This window comes from Marichromatium purpuratum 984, assembly GCF_000224005.2.
Classification (GTDB): Bacteria; Pseudomonadota; Gammaproteobacteria; order Chromatiales; family Chromatiaceae; genus Marichromatium; species Marichromatium purpuratum.
The window spans coordinates 240,546-257,585 of sequence record NZ_CP007031.1 but is presented as its reverse complement, the minus strand read 5'-3'; the positions used below and the strand labels follow the sequence as shown (position 1 = coordinate 257,585).

The window sequence follows — 17,040 nt, the reverse complement described above, 5'->3', positions numbered from 1 at the left end:
GCGGTTCAACCTTCCCGCGGCTGGCGACTGGCGACTGGCGACTGATAGCTGACGGCTGGCGGCTGAAAACCGCCCCAAACGAAAAAGGCCCCGCCGAAGCGGGGCCTTTCTTGTGGTGCGACGAACGCGCCGGGCTTACATCATGCCCATGCCGCCCATGCCGCCCATGCCGCCCATGTCAGGTGCGGCCGGAGCGTCTTCCTTCGGCTCATCGGCGACCATCGCCTCGGTGGTGATCATCAGACCAGCCACGGACGCGGCGTTCTGCAGCGCCGAGCGGGTGACCTTGGTCGGGTCGAGGATACCCATTTCGACCATGTCGCCGTACTCGCCGTTGGCGGCGTTGTAGCCGAAGTTGCCCTCACCCTCGGCGACCTTGTTGAGGATCACCGACGGCTCGTCACCGGCATTGGCGACGATCTGACGCAGCGGCTCTTCCATCGAACGACGGGCGATCTGGATGCCGACGTTGCGGTCGTGGTTGTCATCGGAGAGATCCTTGATGGCGGTCAGCGCACGCACCAGCGCGGTACCACCACCGGGGACGATGCCCTCCTCGACGGCGGCGCGGGTGGCGTGCAGCGCGTCCTCGACGCGGGCCTTCTTCTCCTTCATCTCCATCTCGGTAGCGGCACCGACCTTGATCACGGCCACACCACCGGCGAGCTTCGCCAGACGCTCCTGGAGCTTCTCGCGGTCGTAGTCCGAGGAGGTCTCCTCGACCTGCGCGCGGATCTGCTCGCAACGGTTCTTGATGTCGATCTCGGCGCCGGCGCCGTCGATGATGGTGGTCTCATCCTTGCCGACCTGGACCTTCTTGGCGGTGCCCAGCTCGTTGAGGGTGGCCTTCTCCAGCGACAGACCGACCTCTTCGGCGATCACGGTGGCGCCGGTGAGGATGGCGATGTCCTGCAGCATGGCCTTGCGACGATCACCGAAGCCCGGGGCCTTGACGGCGCAGACCTTGACGATGCCACGGATGGTGTTGACCACCAGGGTGGCCAGCGCCTCGCCCTCGACGTCCTCGGCGATGATCAGCAGCGGCTTGCCGGCCTTGGCGACGGCCTCGAGCACGGGGAGCAGATCACGGATGTTCGAGATCTTCTTGTCGAACAGCAGGATGTAGGGATCGTCCAGCTCGGCGCTCTGGCTCTGCTGGTTGTTGATGAAGTAGGGCGAGAGGTAGCCGCGGTCGAACTGCATGCCCTCGACGACGTCGAGTTCGTTGCTCAGCGAGGTACCGTCCTCGACGGTGATGACGCCTTCCTTGCCGACCTTCTCCATCGCCTCGGCGATGATCTTGCCGATCGACTCGTCGGAGTTGGCCGAGATGGTGCCGACCTGAGCGATCGCCTTGTTCTCGGTGCAGGGCTTGGAGAGACCACGCAGCTCGGCGGTGGCGGCCTCGACGGCCTTGTCCATGCCGCGCTTGAGGTCCATCGGGTTCATGCCGGCGGCAACCGCCTTCAGACCCTCGCGGACCATCGCCTGGGCAAGCACGGTCGCGGTGGTGGTGCCGTCACCGGCGATGTCGGAGGTCTGCGAGGCAACCTCCTTCACCATCTGCGCGCCCATGTTCTGGAACTTGTCGGCAAGCTCGATCTCCTTGGCCACGGAGACGCCGTCCTTGGTGACGGTCGGTGCGCCGAAGGACTTCTCCAGCACCACGTTGCGGCCCTTCGGACCCAGGGTCACCTTGACTGCGTCGGCGAGGACGTTGACGCCCTCCATCATGCGGGCGCGGGCGTCACCACCGAACTTCACGTCTTTTGCACTCATTGTCTAGCTTCCTCGAGTATGAATTCTGGTCGTATCGGAATGGATGCGGGGGAGCGCTCGGCTCAACCCTCGACGACACCCATGATGTCGTCCTCGCGCATCACCAAGAACTCCTGGCCGTCGAGCTTGACCTCGGTGCCGGAGTACTTGCCGAACAGCACACGGTCGCCGACCTTGACGTCGAGGCCACGGGCCTCACCGTTGTCGAGGATCTTGCCGTTGCCGACAGCGACCACCTCGCCCTGGATCGGCTTCTCGGTGGCCGAGTCCGGGATCACGATACCGGCGGCGGTGGTGCGCTCTTCTTCCATGCGACGGACGACGACGCGATCATGCAAGGGACGGATGTTCATTAAGGGCTCCTCGTAACGGTTGAGAAGTGGATCTATCTGTATCTAGAGCGCCACAGCGGTGGTGACCGAGGGTCTGTTAGCACTCACCTGAAACGAGTGCTAATAGTAGAGACAAAATCCATGCTGTCAAGGGTCCGATGACGGGCCGATCTCAACCACGAAAGTCAGCGACCGCAACGCAGGAACAAGGTCTGGCGGTGTCGGCAGAAAGGCGGGCGGGGGCGGCAGGGCGCGCCGTCACGACCAAGGCGCGACGGCGCGCGGGAGGAGCGCGAGTCAGTCCTCGCGACGGTAGTCACCCTCGATGACGCGGGGCTCGTCGGGGGAGCGGAAGGGGTCCTGCCCCTGCACCGTGGTCACCGAGATCCCACGCACGTAGCGCAGCACCAGCACCCGGCGCAGCGGCGGCACCAGCAGCAGGAAGCCGACGACGTCGGTGAGGAAACCGGGCAGCAGCAGGAAGAGTCCGGCGACCAGCAACAGGGCGCCGTCCATCATCTCGAGCGCGGGCACCTCGCCGCGGTCGCTCAGCTCGCGGACCCGCAGCAGCACGCCGAAACCCTGGTGGCGGACCAACCAGGTCCCGATCACCGCAGTGAGGATCGACAGCATGATGGTCGACAGGGCGCCGATCTCGGAACCGACCTCGATCAGCAGATAGATCTCGATCAGCGGCAGCCCGATGAATAGCACAAGAAAAAGCAGCACGGCGTTAGTCTCGATCAGGGTGGAAGACCAGGATCCCGGAGAGCGGGACCGGCGAGCGCCCGCGCCAATCGGACAGCGGGCATATCGGCTCTCCCGCGACCCGAGGTCGGGGAGGCGACTGGAGGAAGGACGGCAGCATAGCCATGCCCTGCAGCATAGTGCATCGCACGCCCCGAATGGAACCGGCGACCAGCCGCCAGAAGATCGAACCGCTAAGACACAAAGGCAGCGAAGGAAGAGGCCAAGGACTGAAGGCCGGCTCCCTTTCTCTCTTCTCCCTTCGTTCCCTTCGCGTCTTAGCGGTTCAGTACCCTGACCGCTGGCGACTGGCGACTGGCGACTGGAAGCCATATTGACAGCACGCGCCGGCGCCGCTCAGGATGCCGCAACACCCCGGCGTGAACCATCGGCGGACGCGGCGCACCAAGAAGGATCAGGCCATACCCGCAAGGAGACCCAGAGCATGCACCCGGCCCCCCGCCACCATCTGTTGCTGTGCACCTGCCCCGATGTCACCCAGGCGACCCGGCTCGCCGAACAGCTGGTCGAGGAGGAGCTGGCCGCCTGCGTCAACCTGGTCCCCGGCCTGACCTCGATCTATCGCTGGGCGGGCGAGATCGCCCGTGACAGCGAGGTCCTGCTGCTGATCAAGACCAGCGCCACGCGCAGCCGGGCGCTCATCGACCGACTCGCCGAACTCCACCCCTACGAGACCCCGGAGGCGATCGCCGTCCCCATCACCGAGGGACTCGCTGATTACTTGAACTGGATCGACACCGCCACAGGAGCACACCCCTGATGTCCCGCTTCGGCCCCCTGTCACGTCTGCTGCCCCTGCTCCTGCTGCTCGCGCTGCTGCTCCCGGGACTCGCCGCCCAGGCCCGCAACGACTTCCTGCTCCCGGATCAGGCCTTCCAGCCCAGCGCCGAGGCCATCGACGCCGACACCCTGAAGGTGCGCTGGCAGATCGCCGAGGGCTACTATCTCTACGCTGCCAAGTTCGCCTTCACCACCGACACCGCCGGCATCACCCTCGGTGAGCCGGTACTGCCCGAGCCCGAGATCAAGCAGGACGAGTTCTTCGGCGAGGTCGGCATCTATCGCGACACGGTCGAGATCACCCTGCCCGTGACGCGCACCGCTGCGGCCCCCGAGGTGCTCACCCTGGAGACCACCTCACAGGGCTGTGCCGACGCCGGGCTCTGCTACCCGCCGCATCGCCAACGCGTCCAGGTACGCCTGCCTGCGCCGCCGACCGCCGCGCCGGCCCCGGCGATCCCGCTGCCCGGCCTCGATGCCGGCGCCGGCATCAGCCGCGCCCTCGGCCTCGACGACGACGAGATCCTCACCGTCGACCAGGCCTTCGACCTCCAGGTCGAGGTGCTCGGCCCCGAACGGGTGCGACTGCACTGGGAGATCGCCCCCGGCACCTATCTCTATCGCGATCTGGTCGAGGTCGCGCTCGACGACGCCCGGCTCGCGCTCGAGCAGCCGGCGCTGCCGCCGGGCGAGATCAAGCACGACTCGGTGCTGCCCGACGGCAGCATCGGCGACGTCGCCGTCTATCACGACCGTCTCACCCTCGACCTGAGCCTGCGCCGCGCCACCACCGAGGCGCTCGACACCACCCTGGTGGTCGGCTACCAGGGCTGCGCCGAGCGCGGCATCTGCTACCCGCCGCAGACCCGCGCGGTGGCGCTCGCCCTCCCCGCCGGCGGCAGCGTCGCACCCCTCGCCGTCGCGCCGCCGCCGGCCACGCCCGCGCCGAGCGCGGCGCCGGTCTCCGAGCAGGACCGACTGGCCTCGACCCTGGCCAACGCCAGCCTGTGGACCAGCATGGCGCTGTTCTTCGGGCTCGGTCTGCTGCTCGCCTTCACCCCCTGCGTGTTCCCGATGATCCCGATCCTGTCCGGCATCATCGCCGGACAGGGTGCCGGCATCACCACCCGCCGTGCCTTCGTGCTGTCGCTGGTCTACGTGCTGGCGATGGCGCTGACCTACACCGTCGCCGGGGTGCTCGCCGGGCTGTTCGGCGCCAACCTCCAGGCCGCCTTCCAGGACCCTTGGATCCTCGGCGCCTTCGCCCTGGTGTTCATCGCCCTGGCGCTGTCGATGTTCGGCTTCTACGACCTCCAGCTACCCGCCGCGCTGCAATCGCGCCTGGCCGCACTCAGCAACCGCCAACAGGGCGGCACCCTCGCCGGGGTGGCGATCATGGGCCTGCTCTCTGCGCTGATCGTCGGTCCCTGCGTCGCCCCGCCACTGTTCGGCGCGCTCATCTACATCAGCCAGACCGGCGACGCGCTGCTCGGCGGCGTGGCGCTGTTCGCGCTGAGCCTCGGCATGGGCGCGCCGCTGATCGTCATCGGCACCTCGGCGGGCAAGCTGCTGCCCCGCGCCGGGGCCTGGATGGAGGCGGTCAAGGCGGTGTTCGGCGTCGCCCTGCTCGCCGTCGCCATCAGCCTGATCGAACGGGTGATCCCGGCGGCGGTGGCGATGTTGCTGTGGGGCCTGTTGCTGATCTGCTCGGCGGTCTATCTCGGCGCGCTCAGCCCGCTCGATCACGAGAGCGGCGGCTGGCGCAAGCTGTGGAAGGGACTCGGGGTGGCGCTGCTGGTCTATGGCAGCCTGATGCTGATCGGCGCCGCCGCCGGCGGCAAGGACACCCTGCAGCCGCTGCGCGGTCTCGGCATCGGCGGCGGCGAGGCGGCCCATGCCGCGTTCACCCGGGTCAAGACGGTCGCCGACCTCGACCGCGAACTGGCCGCCGCCAGCGCCCAGGGCCGCCCGGTGATGCTCGACTTCTATGCCGACTGGTGCGTCGCCTGCAAGGAGATGGAGCGCTACACCTTCAGCGACCCCGCGGTGATCGCCGAACTCGACCGCTTCGTGCTGCTGCAAGCTGATGTCACCGCCAACGACGCCGCCGATCAGGCGCTGATGCAGGGACGCTTCGGCATCCCCGGACCGCCGGCGGTGCTGTTCTTCGGCACCGACGGCGCCGAGCGCACCGGCTTCCGCCTGGTCGGCTTCACCCCCGCCGAGGCCTTCGCCGATCACCTGCGCCGGGCCGCGCCGTGAACCCGGTCAAGGTGGTGCTGGTCACCGCACTGGCCGGCGGCATCAGCATCGGCGCGGCGGTCCTCGGTCAGCGCTGGCTCGACCAGGGCGCCGACCGTGACCATCACGTCGGGCTGCGCGGCGGCACGCTCGACCAGCTGCCGGACTTCCGCCTGTCCGATCTCGGTGGGCGCGAACACACCAGCAACGCTTGGGCCGGCCGCCCGCTGGTCCTCAACTTCTGGGCAGTCTGGTGCCCAGACTGCGCCGAAGAGCTACCGCGACTCGAGCGCTTCGCCAGCGCCCATGCCACCACCGGATTGGCGGTGGTGGCGATCGCCGTCGACCGCCCGGAGACGACCCGCGCCTTCCTCGCCGAACACCCGCTCGATCTCACCGTGCTGCTCGCCGATCTCGAGGCCATCGACCTCGCCCGGCGCCTCGGCAACCGCGTCGAGGGACTGCCCTTCACCGTCGCCTTCGACGCCCGTGGCCGGCGCATCTTCAGCCACACCGGGGTGCTCGATCAGGCACAATTCGAACAACTCGCCGCCCGACTCGCTGACGACCCCGCGAGCGCCCGCTGACGGGGCGTGAATTCGCCGAACCAGCTGGACATCATCCCGTAAAATACGGACAATTCGCGGCGGTTCACTACTATTCAAAGCCGAAATAGTGGATCCGAAACCGTTGCAACCTTCGGCGAGGCAGCTGGCGACATGGCCGCGATCCTGGTCCTGAACGGACCCAATCTCAACCTCCTCGGCACCCGCGAGCCCGCGCACTACGGCAGCACCACGCTGGCCGACATCGAGCGCGAGCTGCAGCAGATGGCTGCACGGGCAGGACACGACCTCGCCTTCCTGCAGAGCAACGCCGAGCACGTCCTGGTCGACGCAGTCCACCGCGCGGCACACGAGAACGTGCGCTTCATCATCATCAATCCGGCCGCCTTCACCCACACCAGCGTCGCCCTGCGCGATGCGCTGCTGGGGGTCGCGATCCCCTTCATCGAGGTGCACCTGTCGAACGTGCACGCCCGCGAGCCGTTTCGCGCGCACTCCTACTTCTCCGACATCGCGGAGGGAGTGATCTGCGGGCTCGGAGCCGAGGGATACGCACTGGCGCTGCGCGCTGCGCTCACCCGCGTGGCGCAAGACCACACGAACGAGAAACACTGACCATGGACATCCGCAAGGTTAAGAAGCTGATCGAGCTGTTGGAGCAATCCGACGTCGCCGAGATCGAGATCCACGAGGGCGAGGAATCCGTGCGCATCAGCCGCCACGGCAGCACCGCCATGCCGGTCTACACCCCGCAGCAAGCCGCGGCTCCGGCCCCGGCCGCACCCGCGGCGAGCGTTGCCGCGAGCAGCGCCGACGAGGGCGATGACGAGGCCCCGCTCGAACTCCAGGGCGAGGTCGTGCGTTCGCCGATGGTCGGCACCTTCTACCGCGCCCCGGCGCCGGGCGCCAAGTCCTTCGTCGAGGAGGGCCAGTCGGTCAAGACCGGCGAGACCCTGTGCATCATCGAAGCGATGAAGATCCTCAACCAGATCGAGTGCGAACAGGCGGGTACCGTCAAGCGCATCCTGGTGGAGAACGGTCAGCCGGTCGAATACAACCAGCCGCTGTTCGTGATCGAGTGATCGAGTGAGGGGACGCCCCCTCGCGCGAGCGTCGACCCTGCGCCACCTCGGTGGCGCAGCCTGGCAACCGCTACAGAAGACACTGCAATCATGGCTGCAATGATCGAGAAGGTTCTGATCGCGAACCGCGGCGAGATCGCGCTCCGGGTGCTGCGCGCCTGTCGCGAACTCGGTATCAAGACGGTCGCGGTACACTCCGAGGCCGACCGCGACCTCAAGCACGTCCTGCTGGCCGACGAGGCCGTCTGCATCGGCCCGGCGGCATCCCAGCAGAGCTACCTCAACATCCCGGCGCTGATCAGCGCCGCTGAGGTCACCGACACCGTTGCCATCCACCCCGGCTACGGCTTCCTCTCAGAGAACGCCGACTTCGCCGAGCGCGTCGAGCACTCCGGCTTCATCTTCATCGGCCCGCGCCCCGAGACCATCCGCCTGATGGGCGACAAGGTCTCGGCGATCGAGGCGATGAAGGCCGCCGGCGTGCCCTGCGTCCCCGGCTCGGGCGGCCCGCTCGACGACAACAAGAAGCGCACCCTGGAGCTGGCGCGCGAGATCGGCTACCCGGTGATCATCAAGGCATCGGGCGGCGGCGGCGGACGCGGCATGCGCGTGGTGCACTCCGAGGCCACCCTGCTCAACGCCATCTCGCTGACCAAGGCCGAGGCCGCCGCGGCCTTCGGCAACGACATGGTCTACATGGAGAAGTACCTGGAGAACCCGCGTCACATCGAGTTCCAGGTGCTCGCCGACCAGATGGGCAACGCCATCCATCTCGGTGAGCGCGACTGCTCGATGCAGCGCCGTCACCAGAAGGTGGTCGAGGAGGCCCCGGCCCCCGGCATCACCGAGGCGCAGCGCCGCGAGATCGGCGAGCGCTGCGCCGAGGCCTGCCGCACCATCGGCTATCGTGGCGCCGGCACCTTCGAGTTCCTCTACGAGAACGGGCAGTTCTACTTCATCGAGATGAACACCCGCGTCCAGGTCGAACACCCGGTCACCGAGATGGTCACCGGCATCGACATCATCAAGGAACAGATCCTGATCGCCGCCGGCGAACCGCTGCGCTACCGTCAGGAGGACATCGAGATCCGCGGACACGCCATCGAGTGCCGGATCAACGCCGAGAACTCCGAGACCTTCATGCCCAGCCCGGGCAAGATCACCGAGTTCCACGCCCCCGGCGGCCCCGGCGTACGGCTGGAGACGCACATCTATTCCGGCTACACGGTGCCCTGTTACTACGACTCGATGATCGGCAAGCTGATCACCCACGGTGAGGATCGCGAGGCCGCCGTCGCACGCATGTGTAGCGCGCTGCGCGAGACCATCGTCGACGGCATCGACACCAACATCAAGCTCCAGCGCACCATCATGCGCGACGGCGCCTTCCTCGCCGGTGGACCCAACATCCACTATCTCGAGAAGATGCTCGGTCTCTGAGCCTCTCGGGGCGGGCACCCGCCCGCCCCGCTCCTCCAGTCTCCAGTCTCCAGTCTCCAGTCTCCAGTCTCCAGTCTCCAGTCTCCAGTCAGAGTGTGAACCGCCAAGACACCAAGAGCGCGAAGATGAAGAAAGGCTTCCAGCTGCCAGCCTCCAGTGAGAGGCTGGGGTGTCTCGTCGCGTCGCGGTTGATCGCATACCGACACTGGAGACTGATTACTGAAGGCTGATCGCTTTCTTCGCGTCCTTTGTGTCCTGGCGGTTCGGACCAGCTTCCAGCGATCAGCTTCCAGCCTCCAGTCGGGAAGGCTGGTATGCATGATCAGCGATTGACGGGCAAGACGATATCTTGGCGGTTCAATCTCCCGGCGGCTGACAGCTGACAGCTGACAGCTGACAGCTGACAGCTGGCGGCTGGCGGCTGGCGGCTGGTGGCTGGTGGCTGACGGCTGGCGGCTGGCGGCTGTTCCGAACCGCAAAGACACCAAGGACCCGAAGGGTTTTTGGGCGTGGATGACGGTCGATTCCCGGCCAACTGCGACCCGTCCCGTAGGCCGAGCAAAGCGCAGCGTGCCCGGCGCCTGCGTGCGCCTCGATGGGCACGCTGCGCTTTGCGCATCCTACGACGCTGGCAGCAAGTGGCTGGCGGCTGGTAGCTGGTAGCTGGAAGCTGATCGCCACCCGCCCCAGTCTCGCGCGCGGATGCTATGATTTCAGGTTTGTTTCAGAGGACGCGCGCCCCATGCCCTGGCTTCAGCTCAGATTCGATGCCCCCCGCGAACAGGCCGAACGGCTCGCCATCGAGCTGGAGGAGGCCGGCGCGCTGTCGGTGACCTTCGGCGATGCCGGCGACGAGCCGCAGCTCGAACCGGGGCCGGGCGAGACGCCGCTGTGGACCGAGGTGACGACCACCGCGCTGTTCGAGGACGATGCCGCCAGCAGCGCGCTGGTCGCCGCGCTCGTTCGCGACCTCGCCACCCGTCTGCCGGTCCCGCCCATGGTCGAGCGGCTGGAGGATCAGGTCTGGGAGCGCGTCTGGCTCGACACCTTCAAGCCCACCCGCTTCGGTCAACGGCTGTGGGTCTGTCCGCACGGTCAGTCGCCCGAGGCCGCTGACGCGGTCGTCGTCGCGCTCGACCCCGGCCTGGCCTTCGGCACCGGGCACCACGCCACCACCGCGCTCTGTCTGGAGTGGCTCGACGGCGCCGACCTCGCCGGCAAGACGGTGCTCGACTACGGCTGCGGCTCGGGCATTCTCGCCATCGCCGCGCTCAAGCTCGGCGCCGCGCGCGCCGTCGCCGTCGACCACGACCCCCAGGCGCTCCAGGCCACCCGTGACAACGCCGCGGCCAACGACGTGGCCGAGCGCATCGAGTGCTATCTGCCCGACGAGCACCCCGAAGGCGAGGCCGACATCGTGCTGGCCAACATCCTCGCCGGTCCGCTGGTCGAGCTGGCCCCGCGGCTGCTCGCAGCGGTTGGCGACGGCGGCGCGCTGGTGCTCTCCGGCGTGCTCGCCGAGCAGGCCGAGACGGTGCGTGCGGCCTATGCCGAGACGATCGCGCTCGATCCCACCTGTCAGCGCGAGGACTGGGTGCGGATCAGCGGACGCCGCTCGGCATGAGCGCCCGCCCCTTCCAGATCGGCCCGCACCGATTGGAGAACAATCTGGTGCTGGCGCCGATGGCCGGCATCACCGATCGCCCCTTCCGCACCCTCTGCCGCCGTCTCGGCGCAGGGCTGGCGGTCTCGGAGATGATCTCGGCCAACACCGCGCTGTGGGGCACCCGCAAGTCGGTGCGCCGACTCGACTTCGGCGACGAGCACGGACCGGTCTCGGCGCAGATCCTCGGCGCCGACCCCACAGCCATGGCCGAGGCGGCGCGGATCAACGTCGCCCACGGCGCCGACATCATCGACATCAACATGGGCTGCCCGGCGAAGAAGGTGTGCAAGGTCGCCGCCGGCTCGGCGCTGTTGCGCGACGAGTCGCTGGTGGCGGCGATCCTCGAGACGGTGGTGGCGGCGGTCGAGGTGCCGGTCACGCTCAAGATCCGCACCGGTTGGGCGCCGGAGGCGCGCAACGCCCCGCACATCGCCCGCATCGCGCACGAGAGCGGCATCGCCGCACTCACCGTGCACGGGCGCACTCGCGCCTGCGGCTATGGCGCCCCGGCCGAGTACGACACCATCCGCGCCATCCGCGAGCAGGTGCCGATCACGCTGATCGCCAATGGCGACATCCGGGACGCGCACAGCGCACGGGCGGTTCTGGACTACACCGGCGCCGATGCTATCATGATCGGGCGCGCGGCCCAGGGACGCCCCTGGATCTTCCGCGACATCGCCACCGCACTGGCCACGGGCGACACGTCCGACCCGGCCCCGCCCTCCCGAACCTGGATCAGAGATCTCCTGCGCGAGCACCTCGAGCAGCTCTACCAGTTCTACGGCGACCACGGCGGGGTGCGCATCGCGCGCAAGCACATCGCATGGTACAGCCGCCACCTCCCCGGTGCGGCGCGCTTTAGAGACCGAATCAACCGGACCGAGACGCCGGCGCAACAACTCGCGCAGGTGCTCGCGTTCTTCGATCAATGCCCCGACACGGAGACAGACGCAGCATGAAGACAGAGGCTGCAGGCAACGCATCGGAACCGAACTCGACGGGGCTCCGGGTGACGGACGCCAACCACTCCGACCCGCTGAACAAGTGCGTGCGCCTCGCCCTGCGCGCCTATCTCGACAACATGGGCGACCATGACGTGCACGATCTCTACGCCCTGGTGATGGAGGAGGTCGAGCGCCCGCTGTTCGAGACCGTGCTCCAGCACACCGGCGGCAATCTCAGCCAGGCCTCGCGCATGCTCGGCATGACTCGCACCACCCTGCGCAAGCGACTGAACGACTACGGGGTCGAGCGCGAGCGTTGAACGCGCCCTCGCCGACGTCGATGTCGGCCGATTGATTCCCCCCGCGGAATCGATCAGCATCCATCCTGTACCAACCAACCGATCCGGACCTACACCAGATGCAACCCATCAATCGCGCCTTGATCAGCGTTTCCGACAAGACCGGCCTGGTCGACTTCGCCCGGGAGCTGGCGGCCAGAGGCGTCGAAATCCTCTCCACCGGCGGCACCGCGCGACTGCTCACCGAGCAGAACATCGCCGTCACCGAGGTCTCCGACTACACCGGCTTCCCCGAGATGATGGCCGGGCGCGTCAAGACCCTGCACCCGAACATCCACGGCGGCATCCTCGGACGTCGCGGCACCGATGATCGGGTGATGCGCGAGAACGGGATCAAGCCGATCGATCTGGTGGTGGTCAACCTCTATCCCTTCGAGCAGACCGTGGCGCGTCCCGACTGCGACCTGCCGACGGCGATCGAGAACATCGACATCGGCGGCCCGACCCTGCTGCGCGCAGCGGCCAAGAACCACGCCAACGTCACCGTGGTGGTCGACGCCGCCGATTACGCCCGCGTCGGCGCCGAGCTGGCCGAGCACGGCGGGGTGAGCGACACCACCCGCTTCGACCTCGCCGCCAAGGCCTTCGAGCACACCGCCCGCTACGACGGCGCCATCGCCAACTATCTCGGCGCCCGCGCCGAGGCCCGGAGCGAAGGCGAGGAGGCCCCGGTGGCCCTGCCGCGCACCCTCTCGCTGCAGCTGGTGCGTCACCAGTCGATGCGCTACGGCGAGAACCCGCACCAGAACGCCGCCTTCTACGTCGAGCACCAGCGCGCCGAGGCCGGCATCAGCACCGCCCACCAGCTCCAGGGCAAGGCGCTGTCGTTCAACAACATCGCCGACACCGACGCCGCGCTCGAGTGCGTCAAGCAGTTCGACGAGGCCCCGGCCTGCGTCATCGTCAAGCACGCCAACCCCTGCGGCGTGGCCATCGGCGCAAACATCCGCGAGGCCTACGAGCGCGCCTTCTCGACCGACCCCGAGTCGGCCTTCGGCGGCATCATCGCCTTCAACCGCGAACTCGACGCCGAGACCGCGAAGCTGATCGTCGAGCGTCAGTTCGTCGAGGTGATCATCGCCCCCAGCGTCGCCCCCGAGGCCGCGGTGGCCGTCGCCGCCAAGAAGAACGTGCGTCTGCTCGTCTGCGGCGAGTGGTCGGCCCAGCCCGGCGCCCGGCTCGACTACAAGCGCGTCAACGGCGGCCTGCTGGTGCAGGACGCCGACCTCGCGCTCCACGACGCGCTGCGCACCGTCACCACCCGCGAGCCCAGCGAGCAGGAACTCACCGACCTGCTGTTCGCCTGGCGGGTGGCCAAGTTCGTCAAGTCCAACGCCATCGTCTACGGGCGTGAGGGCATGACCATCGGCGTCGGCGCCGGTCAGATGAGCCGCGTCAACTCCGCGCGCATCGCCGCGATCAAGGCCGAGCACGCCAGCCTCCAGGTCGCCGGCTCGGTGATGGCCTCCGACGCCTTCTTCCCCTTCCGCGACGGCATCGACCAGGCCGCCGAGGCCGGCATCACCGCCGTCATCCAGCCCGGCGGCTCGATGCGCGACGAGGAGACCATCGCCGCCGCCAACGAGCACGGCATGGCCATGGTGTTCACCGGGATGCGCCACTTCCGCCACTAGGCCGGCGCATCAATCTGAACCGCAAAGACGCGAAGCACGCAAAGCGATCTTGAGGGAGGCCCTGGGCGCATCCCGACACCGGGGGCGGCAACAGGCCGCTCCCGGAGAAGAGCCTTGGCGTCCTTTGCGCCTTTGCGGTTCCATCTGCATCGGAGCAGCGGATTCGAACCATGCGCATCCACCCCACCGCCATCATCGAGGACGGGGCCGAGGTCGACCCCAGCGTCACCATCGGGCCCTACTCGATCGTCGAGTCCGGCGCCGTGATCGGTCCCGAGTGCCGTATCGAGAGCTGCGCGCGCATCTACGGCAACACCCGCATGGGCGCGCACAACCGCGTCTGTCACGGCGTCACCCTCGGTGCCGAGCCGCAGGACCTGAGCTTCACCCCGGAGCGCGCCACCCCGCTGGTGATCGGCGACCACAACCACTTCAAGGAAGGGGTCAACATCAGCTGCGGGATCAAGTCCGAGCAGGGTACCCGCATCGGCGACCACAACTTCTGGATGGCCTTCTCCCACGCCGGGCACGACGCCCAGGTCGGTGATCACAACATCCTCGCCAACGGCGCCACCCTCGCCGGTCATGTCACCGTCGAGGACCACTGCTTCGTCTCCGGTCAGGTGGCGGTCCACCAGTTCGCCCGTATCGGCGCCTACGCGATGATCGCCGGGGTCACCGGGGTATCGCAGGATGTGCCGCCCTACGCCCTCGCCGACGGCCACCGCGCCCGCTTCGTCGGGCTCAACGTGGTCGGGCTGCGCCGTGGCGGCTTCGATCAGGCGCAGCGCAGCCGCATCAAGGCGGTCTACCGGCTGGTGTTCCGCTCCGGGCTGCGGCTGGCCGAGGCGCTGGTGCGCGCCGAGCGCGAGCACCCCGGCCCCGAGACCGAGCACATCGTGCGCTTCATCCAGTCGAGTCGACGCGGGCTGATCTCGCTCGGCTGAGCCGCGAACCGAACCCAACCCACACAGCCAATCGCGCGGCCAGCGGCCGCGTCTGGAGCAACCCCATGAAGATCCTCATCATCGGTGGCGGCGGGCGCGAACACGCGCTGGCCTGGAAGGCCGCCCAGTCCCCGCTCGCCGAACGCGTCTACGTCGCCCCCGGCAACGGCGGTACCGCGCTCGAGCCCAAGATCGAGAACGTGGCGATCGCCGCCGAGGACATCGCCGCGCTGGTCGACTTCGCCCGCGCCCAGCAGATCGGCCTGACCATCGTCGGCCCCGAGGCACCACTGGTCGCCGGCGTGGTCGACGCCTTCGCCGAGGCCGGGCTGGCCTGCTTCGGCCCGCGCCGCGACGCCGCCCAGCTGGAGGGCTCCAAGGCCTTCACCAAGGACTTCCTCGCCCGTCACCAGATCCCCACCGCCGCCTACGGCGTGTTCACCGAGATCGAGCCGGCGCTCGCCTATCTGCGCGAGATCGGCGCGCCGATCGTGGTCAAGGCCGACGGCCTGGCCGCCGGCAAGGGCGTGATCCTCGCCGAGGATCTGGAGACCGCCGAGGCCGCGGTGCGCGACATGCTCGACGCCGGGCGCTTCGGCAGCGCCGGGGCGCGGGTGGTGATCGAGGAGTTCCTGCGCGGCGAAGAGGCGAGCTTCATCGCCATGGTCGACGGCGAGCACATCCTCCCCTTCGCCACCTCGCAGGACCACAAGGCGCGCGACGACGGCGACCGCGGTCCCAACACCGGTGGCATGGGCGCCTACTCGCCGGCACCGATCGTCACCCCCGAGATCCACGCCCGCATCATGCGCGAGGTGATGGAGCCGACCGTCGCCGGGCTCGCCGCCGAGGGCACGCCCTACACCGGTTTCCTCTACGCCGGGCTGATGATCGACGAGACCGGCACCCCCAAGGTGCTGGAGTTCAACTGCCGTCTCGGCGACCCCGAGACCCAGCCGCTGCTGATGCGTCTCGACTCCGACCTGATCGCGCTGTGCCAGGCCGCGATCGAGGGCCGCCTCGACCGGATCGAGGCCGCCTGGAACCCCAACCCCGCGCTCGGCGTGGTGATGGCCGCCGGCGGTTATCCGGACGGCTACGAGAAGGGCAAGGAGATCCTCGGGCTGGAGGCCGCCGCGGCCACCGGCGCCAAGGTCTTCCACGCCGGGACCACGCGCGAGGGCGAGCAGGTGCGCACCAGCGGCGGGCGCGTGCTCTGCGTCACCGCCATCGGCGAGAACGTCTCGGCGGCCCAGGCCGCCGCCTATGCCGGGGTCGACCAGATCTGCTGGGACGACTGCTTCTGCCGTCGCGACATCGGCCACCGCGCCATCGCCCGCGAGCGCGCGGACGACTGAGCGCTCGGCCAGCGCGCCGGGCCTGCGCCCGGCGCGACTCAGAGCCCGTCGAGCAACCGCGCCAGCCCGGCCAGCTCGGGATGGCGCGCGGCCACCGTGCGCAGCGCGTCGAGCACCCGTGGCAGGTCGTCGAGATACTGCCGCTTGCCGTCGCGCAGCGCGAGCCGGGCGAAGATCCCGCACACCTTGAGGTGACGCTGCACCCCCATGAGGTCGAACCAGCGCAGGAACTGCGCCGGGTCGCGACCGCCGGCGCTCGCCGCCGGGAGGACGCCGCGCGCCAGCGCCTGCCGGCGGAAGTCGAGCGCCCAGCCCTCGACGCGCGCCTCCGGCCAGCTGATATAGGCGTCGCGCAGCAGCGACACCAGGTCATAGGTCAGCGGTCCCAGCACCGCATCCTGGAAATCGAGGACGCCGGGGTTGTCCGCCGCCAGCCACATCAGGTTGCGCGAGTGATAATCGCGATGCACGCAGACCTGCGGCTGTTCGAGCGCGCTGTCGATCAGCACCCGATCGAGCGCGTCGAGCAGCGCCGTGGTCGCCGCCTCGGGCGTGCGCCCGAGATGGCGTTCGAGGAACCAGTCGCGGAACAGCCCCAGCTCGCGTCCGAGGAAGGCGGCGTCGTAGCGCGGCAGGTCGTCGGTCGCCACCGCCGTCTGCAGCGTCAGCAGCGCGTCCATCGCCTCGCCATAGAGCCGGTCGGCGTTGGTCTCGTCGAGCACCTGCAGATAGGGTCGCTCGCCGAGGTCGTCGAGCAGCAGGAAGCCCTGCTCGGTCGCGGCGGCGTGCACCTCGGGCGCATTGAGCCCGGCCGCGCGCAGCCGTCGCGCCAGACGCGCGAAACGGCCACAGTCCTCGTGCTCGGGCGGGGCGTCCATCGCGATCAGGGTACGATCGTCGAGATGGACCCGCAGATAGCGTCTGAAGCTTGCGTCGGCCGAGGCCGGGGTGAGCTGGAAGGGCGCCCCTTCGAGCACCTGTTCGAGCCAGGCGTGGAGCGCTGCGTCGCGGTCGGCCAAGGGGGAACTCCGGTGGGTTGTCGGTGAAAACACAGAGAGAGGCGCAATGATCCAGCCACCAGCACGCGCGCGCAATGCCGGGGTCGGCTCCGGGACGGCCCAGCTCGCCGTTCGACGGGGCA

At 68.5% G+C, this 17,040-nt stretch carries 16 protein-coding genes; 12 read left to right on the top strand and 4 right to left on the bottom strand.

The window, feature by feature from the left end:
* Positions 1 to 135 precede the first annotated feature (135 nt).
* From groL to MARPU_RS17810, 3 genes are all read right to left on the bottom strand, one after another.
* A complete protein-coding gene (gene groL, locus MARPU_RS01125; RefSeq protein WP_005221799.1) occupies positions 136 to 1,779 on the bottom strand; it encodes a chaperonin GroEL in 1,644 nt (547 codons plus the stop codon).
* 62 nt (positions 1,780 to 1,841) lie between these two features.
* A complete protein-coding gene (gene groES, locus MARPU_RS01120; protein WP_005221801.1) occupies positions 1,842 to 2,132 on the bottom strand; it encodes a co-chaperone GroES in 291 nt (96 codons plus the stop codon).
* A 276-nt stretch (positions 2,133 to 2,408) separates the two neighbouring features.
* Complete coding sequence (locus tag MARPU_RS17810) at positions 2,409 to 2,840, bottom strand: FxsA family protein (protein ID WP_005221803.1); 432 nt, start codon at positions 2,838 to 2,840, stop codon at positions 2,409 to 2,411.
* A gap of 463 nt (positions 2,841 to 3,303) precedes the next feature.
* On the opposite strand from MARPU_RS17810, the gene cutA reads away from it, so the two are divergent.
* The 12 genes from cutA (at position 3,304) to purD (ending at position 15,899) form a co-directional block, all read left to right on the top strand.
* Positions 3,304 to 3,639 (top strand): divalent-cation tolerance protein CutA, encoded by a 336-nt coding sequence (gene cutA / locus MARPU_RS01110; protein WP_005221804.1) that lies wholly within the window; start codon positions 3,304 to 3,306, stop codon positions 3,637 to 3,639.
* Positions 3,639 to 5,921 carry a protein-disulfide reductase DsbD gene (dsbD, locus tag MARPU_RS01105; protein ID WP_005221806.1) on the top strand — a complete coding sequence of 761 codons (2,283 nt, stop codon included), beginning with the start codon at positions 3,639 to 3,641 and terminating at the stop codon, positions 5,919 to 5,921. Before cutA ends, dsbD begins: the two co-directional genes overlap by 1 nt.
* Positions 5,918 to 6,487 carry a TlpA family protein disulfide reductase gene (locus MARPU_RS01100; RefSeq protein ID WP_005221808.1) on the top strand — a complete coding sequence of 190 codons (570 nt, stop codon included), beginning with the start codon at positions 5,918 to 5,920 and terminating at the stop codon, positions 6,485 to 6,487. The genes dsbD and MARPU_RS01100 overlap by 4 nt, the downstream gene beginning before the upstream one ends.
* 132 nt (positions 6,488 to 6,619) lie before the next feature.
* Positions 6,620 to 7,081, top strand: coding sequence for a type II 3-dehydroquinate dehydratase (gene aroQ, locus MARPU_RS01095; protein WP_005221810.1), 462 nt, complete (start codon positions 6,620 to 6,622; stop codon positions 7,079 to 7,081).
* Positions 7,082 to 7,083: 2 nt separating this feature from the next.
* A complete protein-coding gene (gene accB / locus MARPU_RS01090) occupies positions 7,084 to 7,548 on the top strand; it encodes an acetyl-CoA carboxylase biotin carboxyl carrier protein (protein WP_005221812.1) in 465 nt (154 codons plus the stop codon).
* Positions 7,549 to 7,647: 99 nt separating this feature from the next.
* Entirely contained in the window at positions 7,648 to 8,988 is a 1,341-nt protein-coding gene (accC, locus tag MARPU_RS01085; protein ID WP_025275049.1) for an acetyl-CoA carboxylase biotin carboxylase subunit, read from the top strand.
* Positions 8,989 to 9,730: 742 nt separating this feature from the next.
* Entirely contained in the window at positions 9,731 to 10,612 is an 882-nt protein-coding gene (gene prmA / locus MARPU_RS01080; RefSeq protein WP_005221816.1) for a 50S ribosomal protein L11 methyltransferase, read from the top strand.
* Positions 10,609 to 11,616 carry a tRNA dihydrouridine synthase DusB gene (dusB, locus tag MARPU_RS01075; RefSeq protein WP_005221818.1) on the top strand — a complete coding sequence of 336 codons (1,008 nt, stop codon included), beginning with the start codon at positions 10,609 to 10,611 and terminating at the stop codon, positions 11,614 to 11,616. The genes prmA and dusB overlap by 4 nt, the downstream gene beginning before the upstream one ends.
* Positions 11,613 to 11,921: a helix-turn-helix domain-containing protein gene (locus tag MARPU_RS01070; protein ID WP_005221820.1), complete on the top strand. Its 309-nt coding sequence runs from the start codon at positions 11,613 to 11,615 to the stop codon at positions 11,919 to 11,921. The genes dusB and MARPU_RS01070 overlap by 4 nt, the downstream gene beginning before the upstream one ends.
* A 98-nt stretch (positions 11,922 to 12,019) precedes the next feature.
* The gene (gene purH / locus MARPU_RS01065) at positions 12,020 to 13,594 is read left to right on the top strand and encodes a bifunctional phosphoribosylaminoimidazolecarboxamide formyltransferase/IMP cyclohydrolase (protein WP_005221822.1); all 1,575 of its coding nucleotides are present in this window, start codon (positions 12,020 to 12,022) and stop codon (positions 13,592 to 13,594) included.
* Between the two features lie 170 nt (positions 13,595 to 13,764).
* Positions 13,765 to 14,541, top strand: a complete 777-nt coding sequence (gene lpxA / locus MARPU_RS01060) for an acyl-ACP--UDP-N-acetylglucosamine O-acyltransferase (protein WP_005221824.1) — start codon at positions 13,765 to 13,767, stop codon at positions 14,539 to 14,541.
* Positions 14,542 to 14,606: 65 nt separating this feature from the next.
* The gene (gene purD, locus MARPU_RS01055; protein ID WP_005221826.1) at positions 14,607 to 15,899 is read left to right on the top strand and encodes a phosphoribosylamine--glycine ligase; all 1,293 of its coding nucleotides are present in this window, start codon (positions 14,607 to 14,609) and stop codon (positions 15,897 to 15,899) included.
* A 38-nt stretch (positions 15,900 to 15,937) separates the two neighbouring features.
* Here purD and MARPU_RS01050 read toward each other — a convergent pair whose 3' ends face one another.
* Complete coding sequence (locus tag MARPU_RS01050; RefSeq protein ID WP_005221829.1) at positions 15,938 to 16,918, bottom strand: aminoglycoside phosphotransferase family protein; 981 nt, start codon at positions 16,916 to 16,918, stop codon at positions 15,938 to 15,940.
* Positions 16,919 to 17,040: the final 122 nt, after the last annotated feature.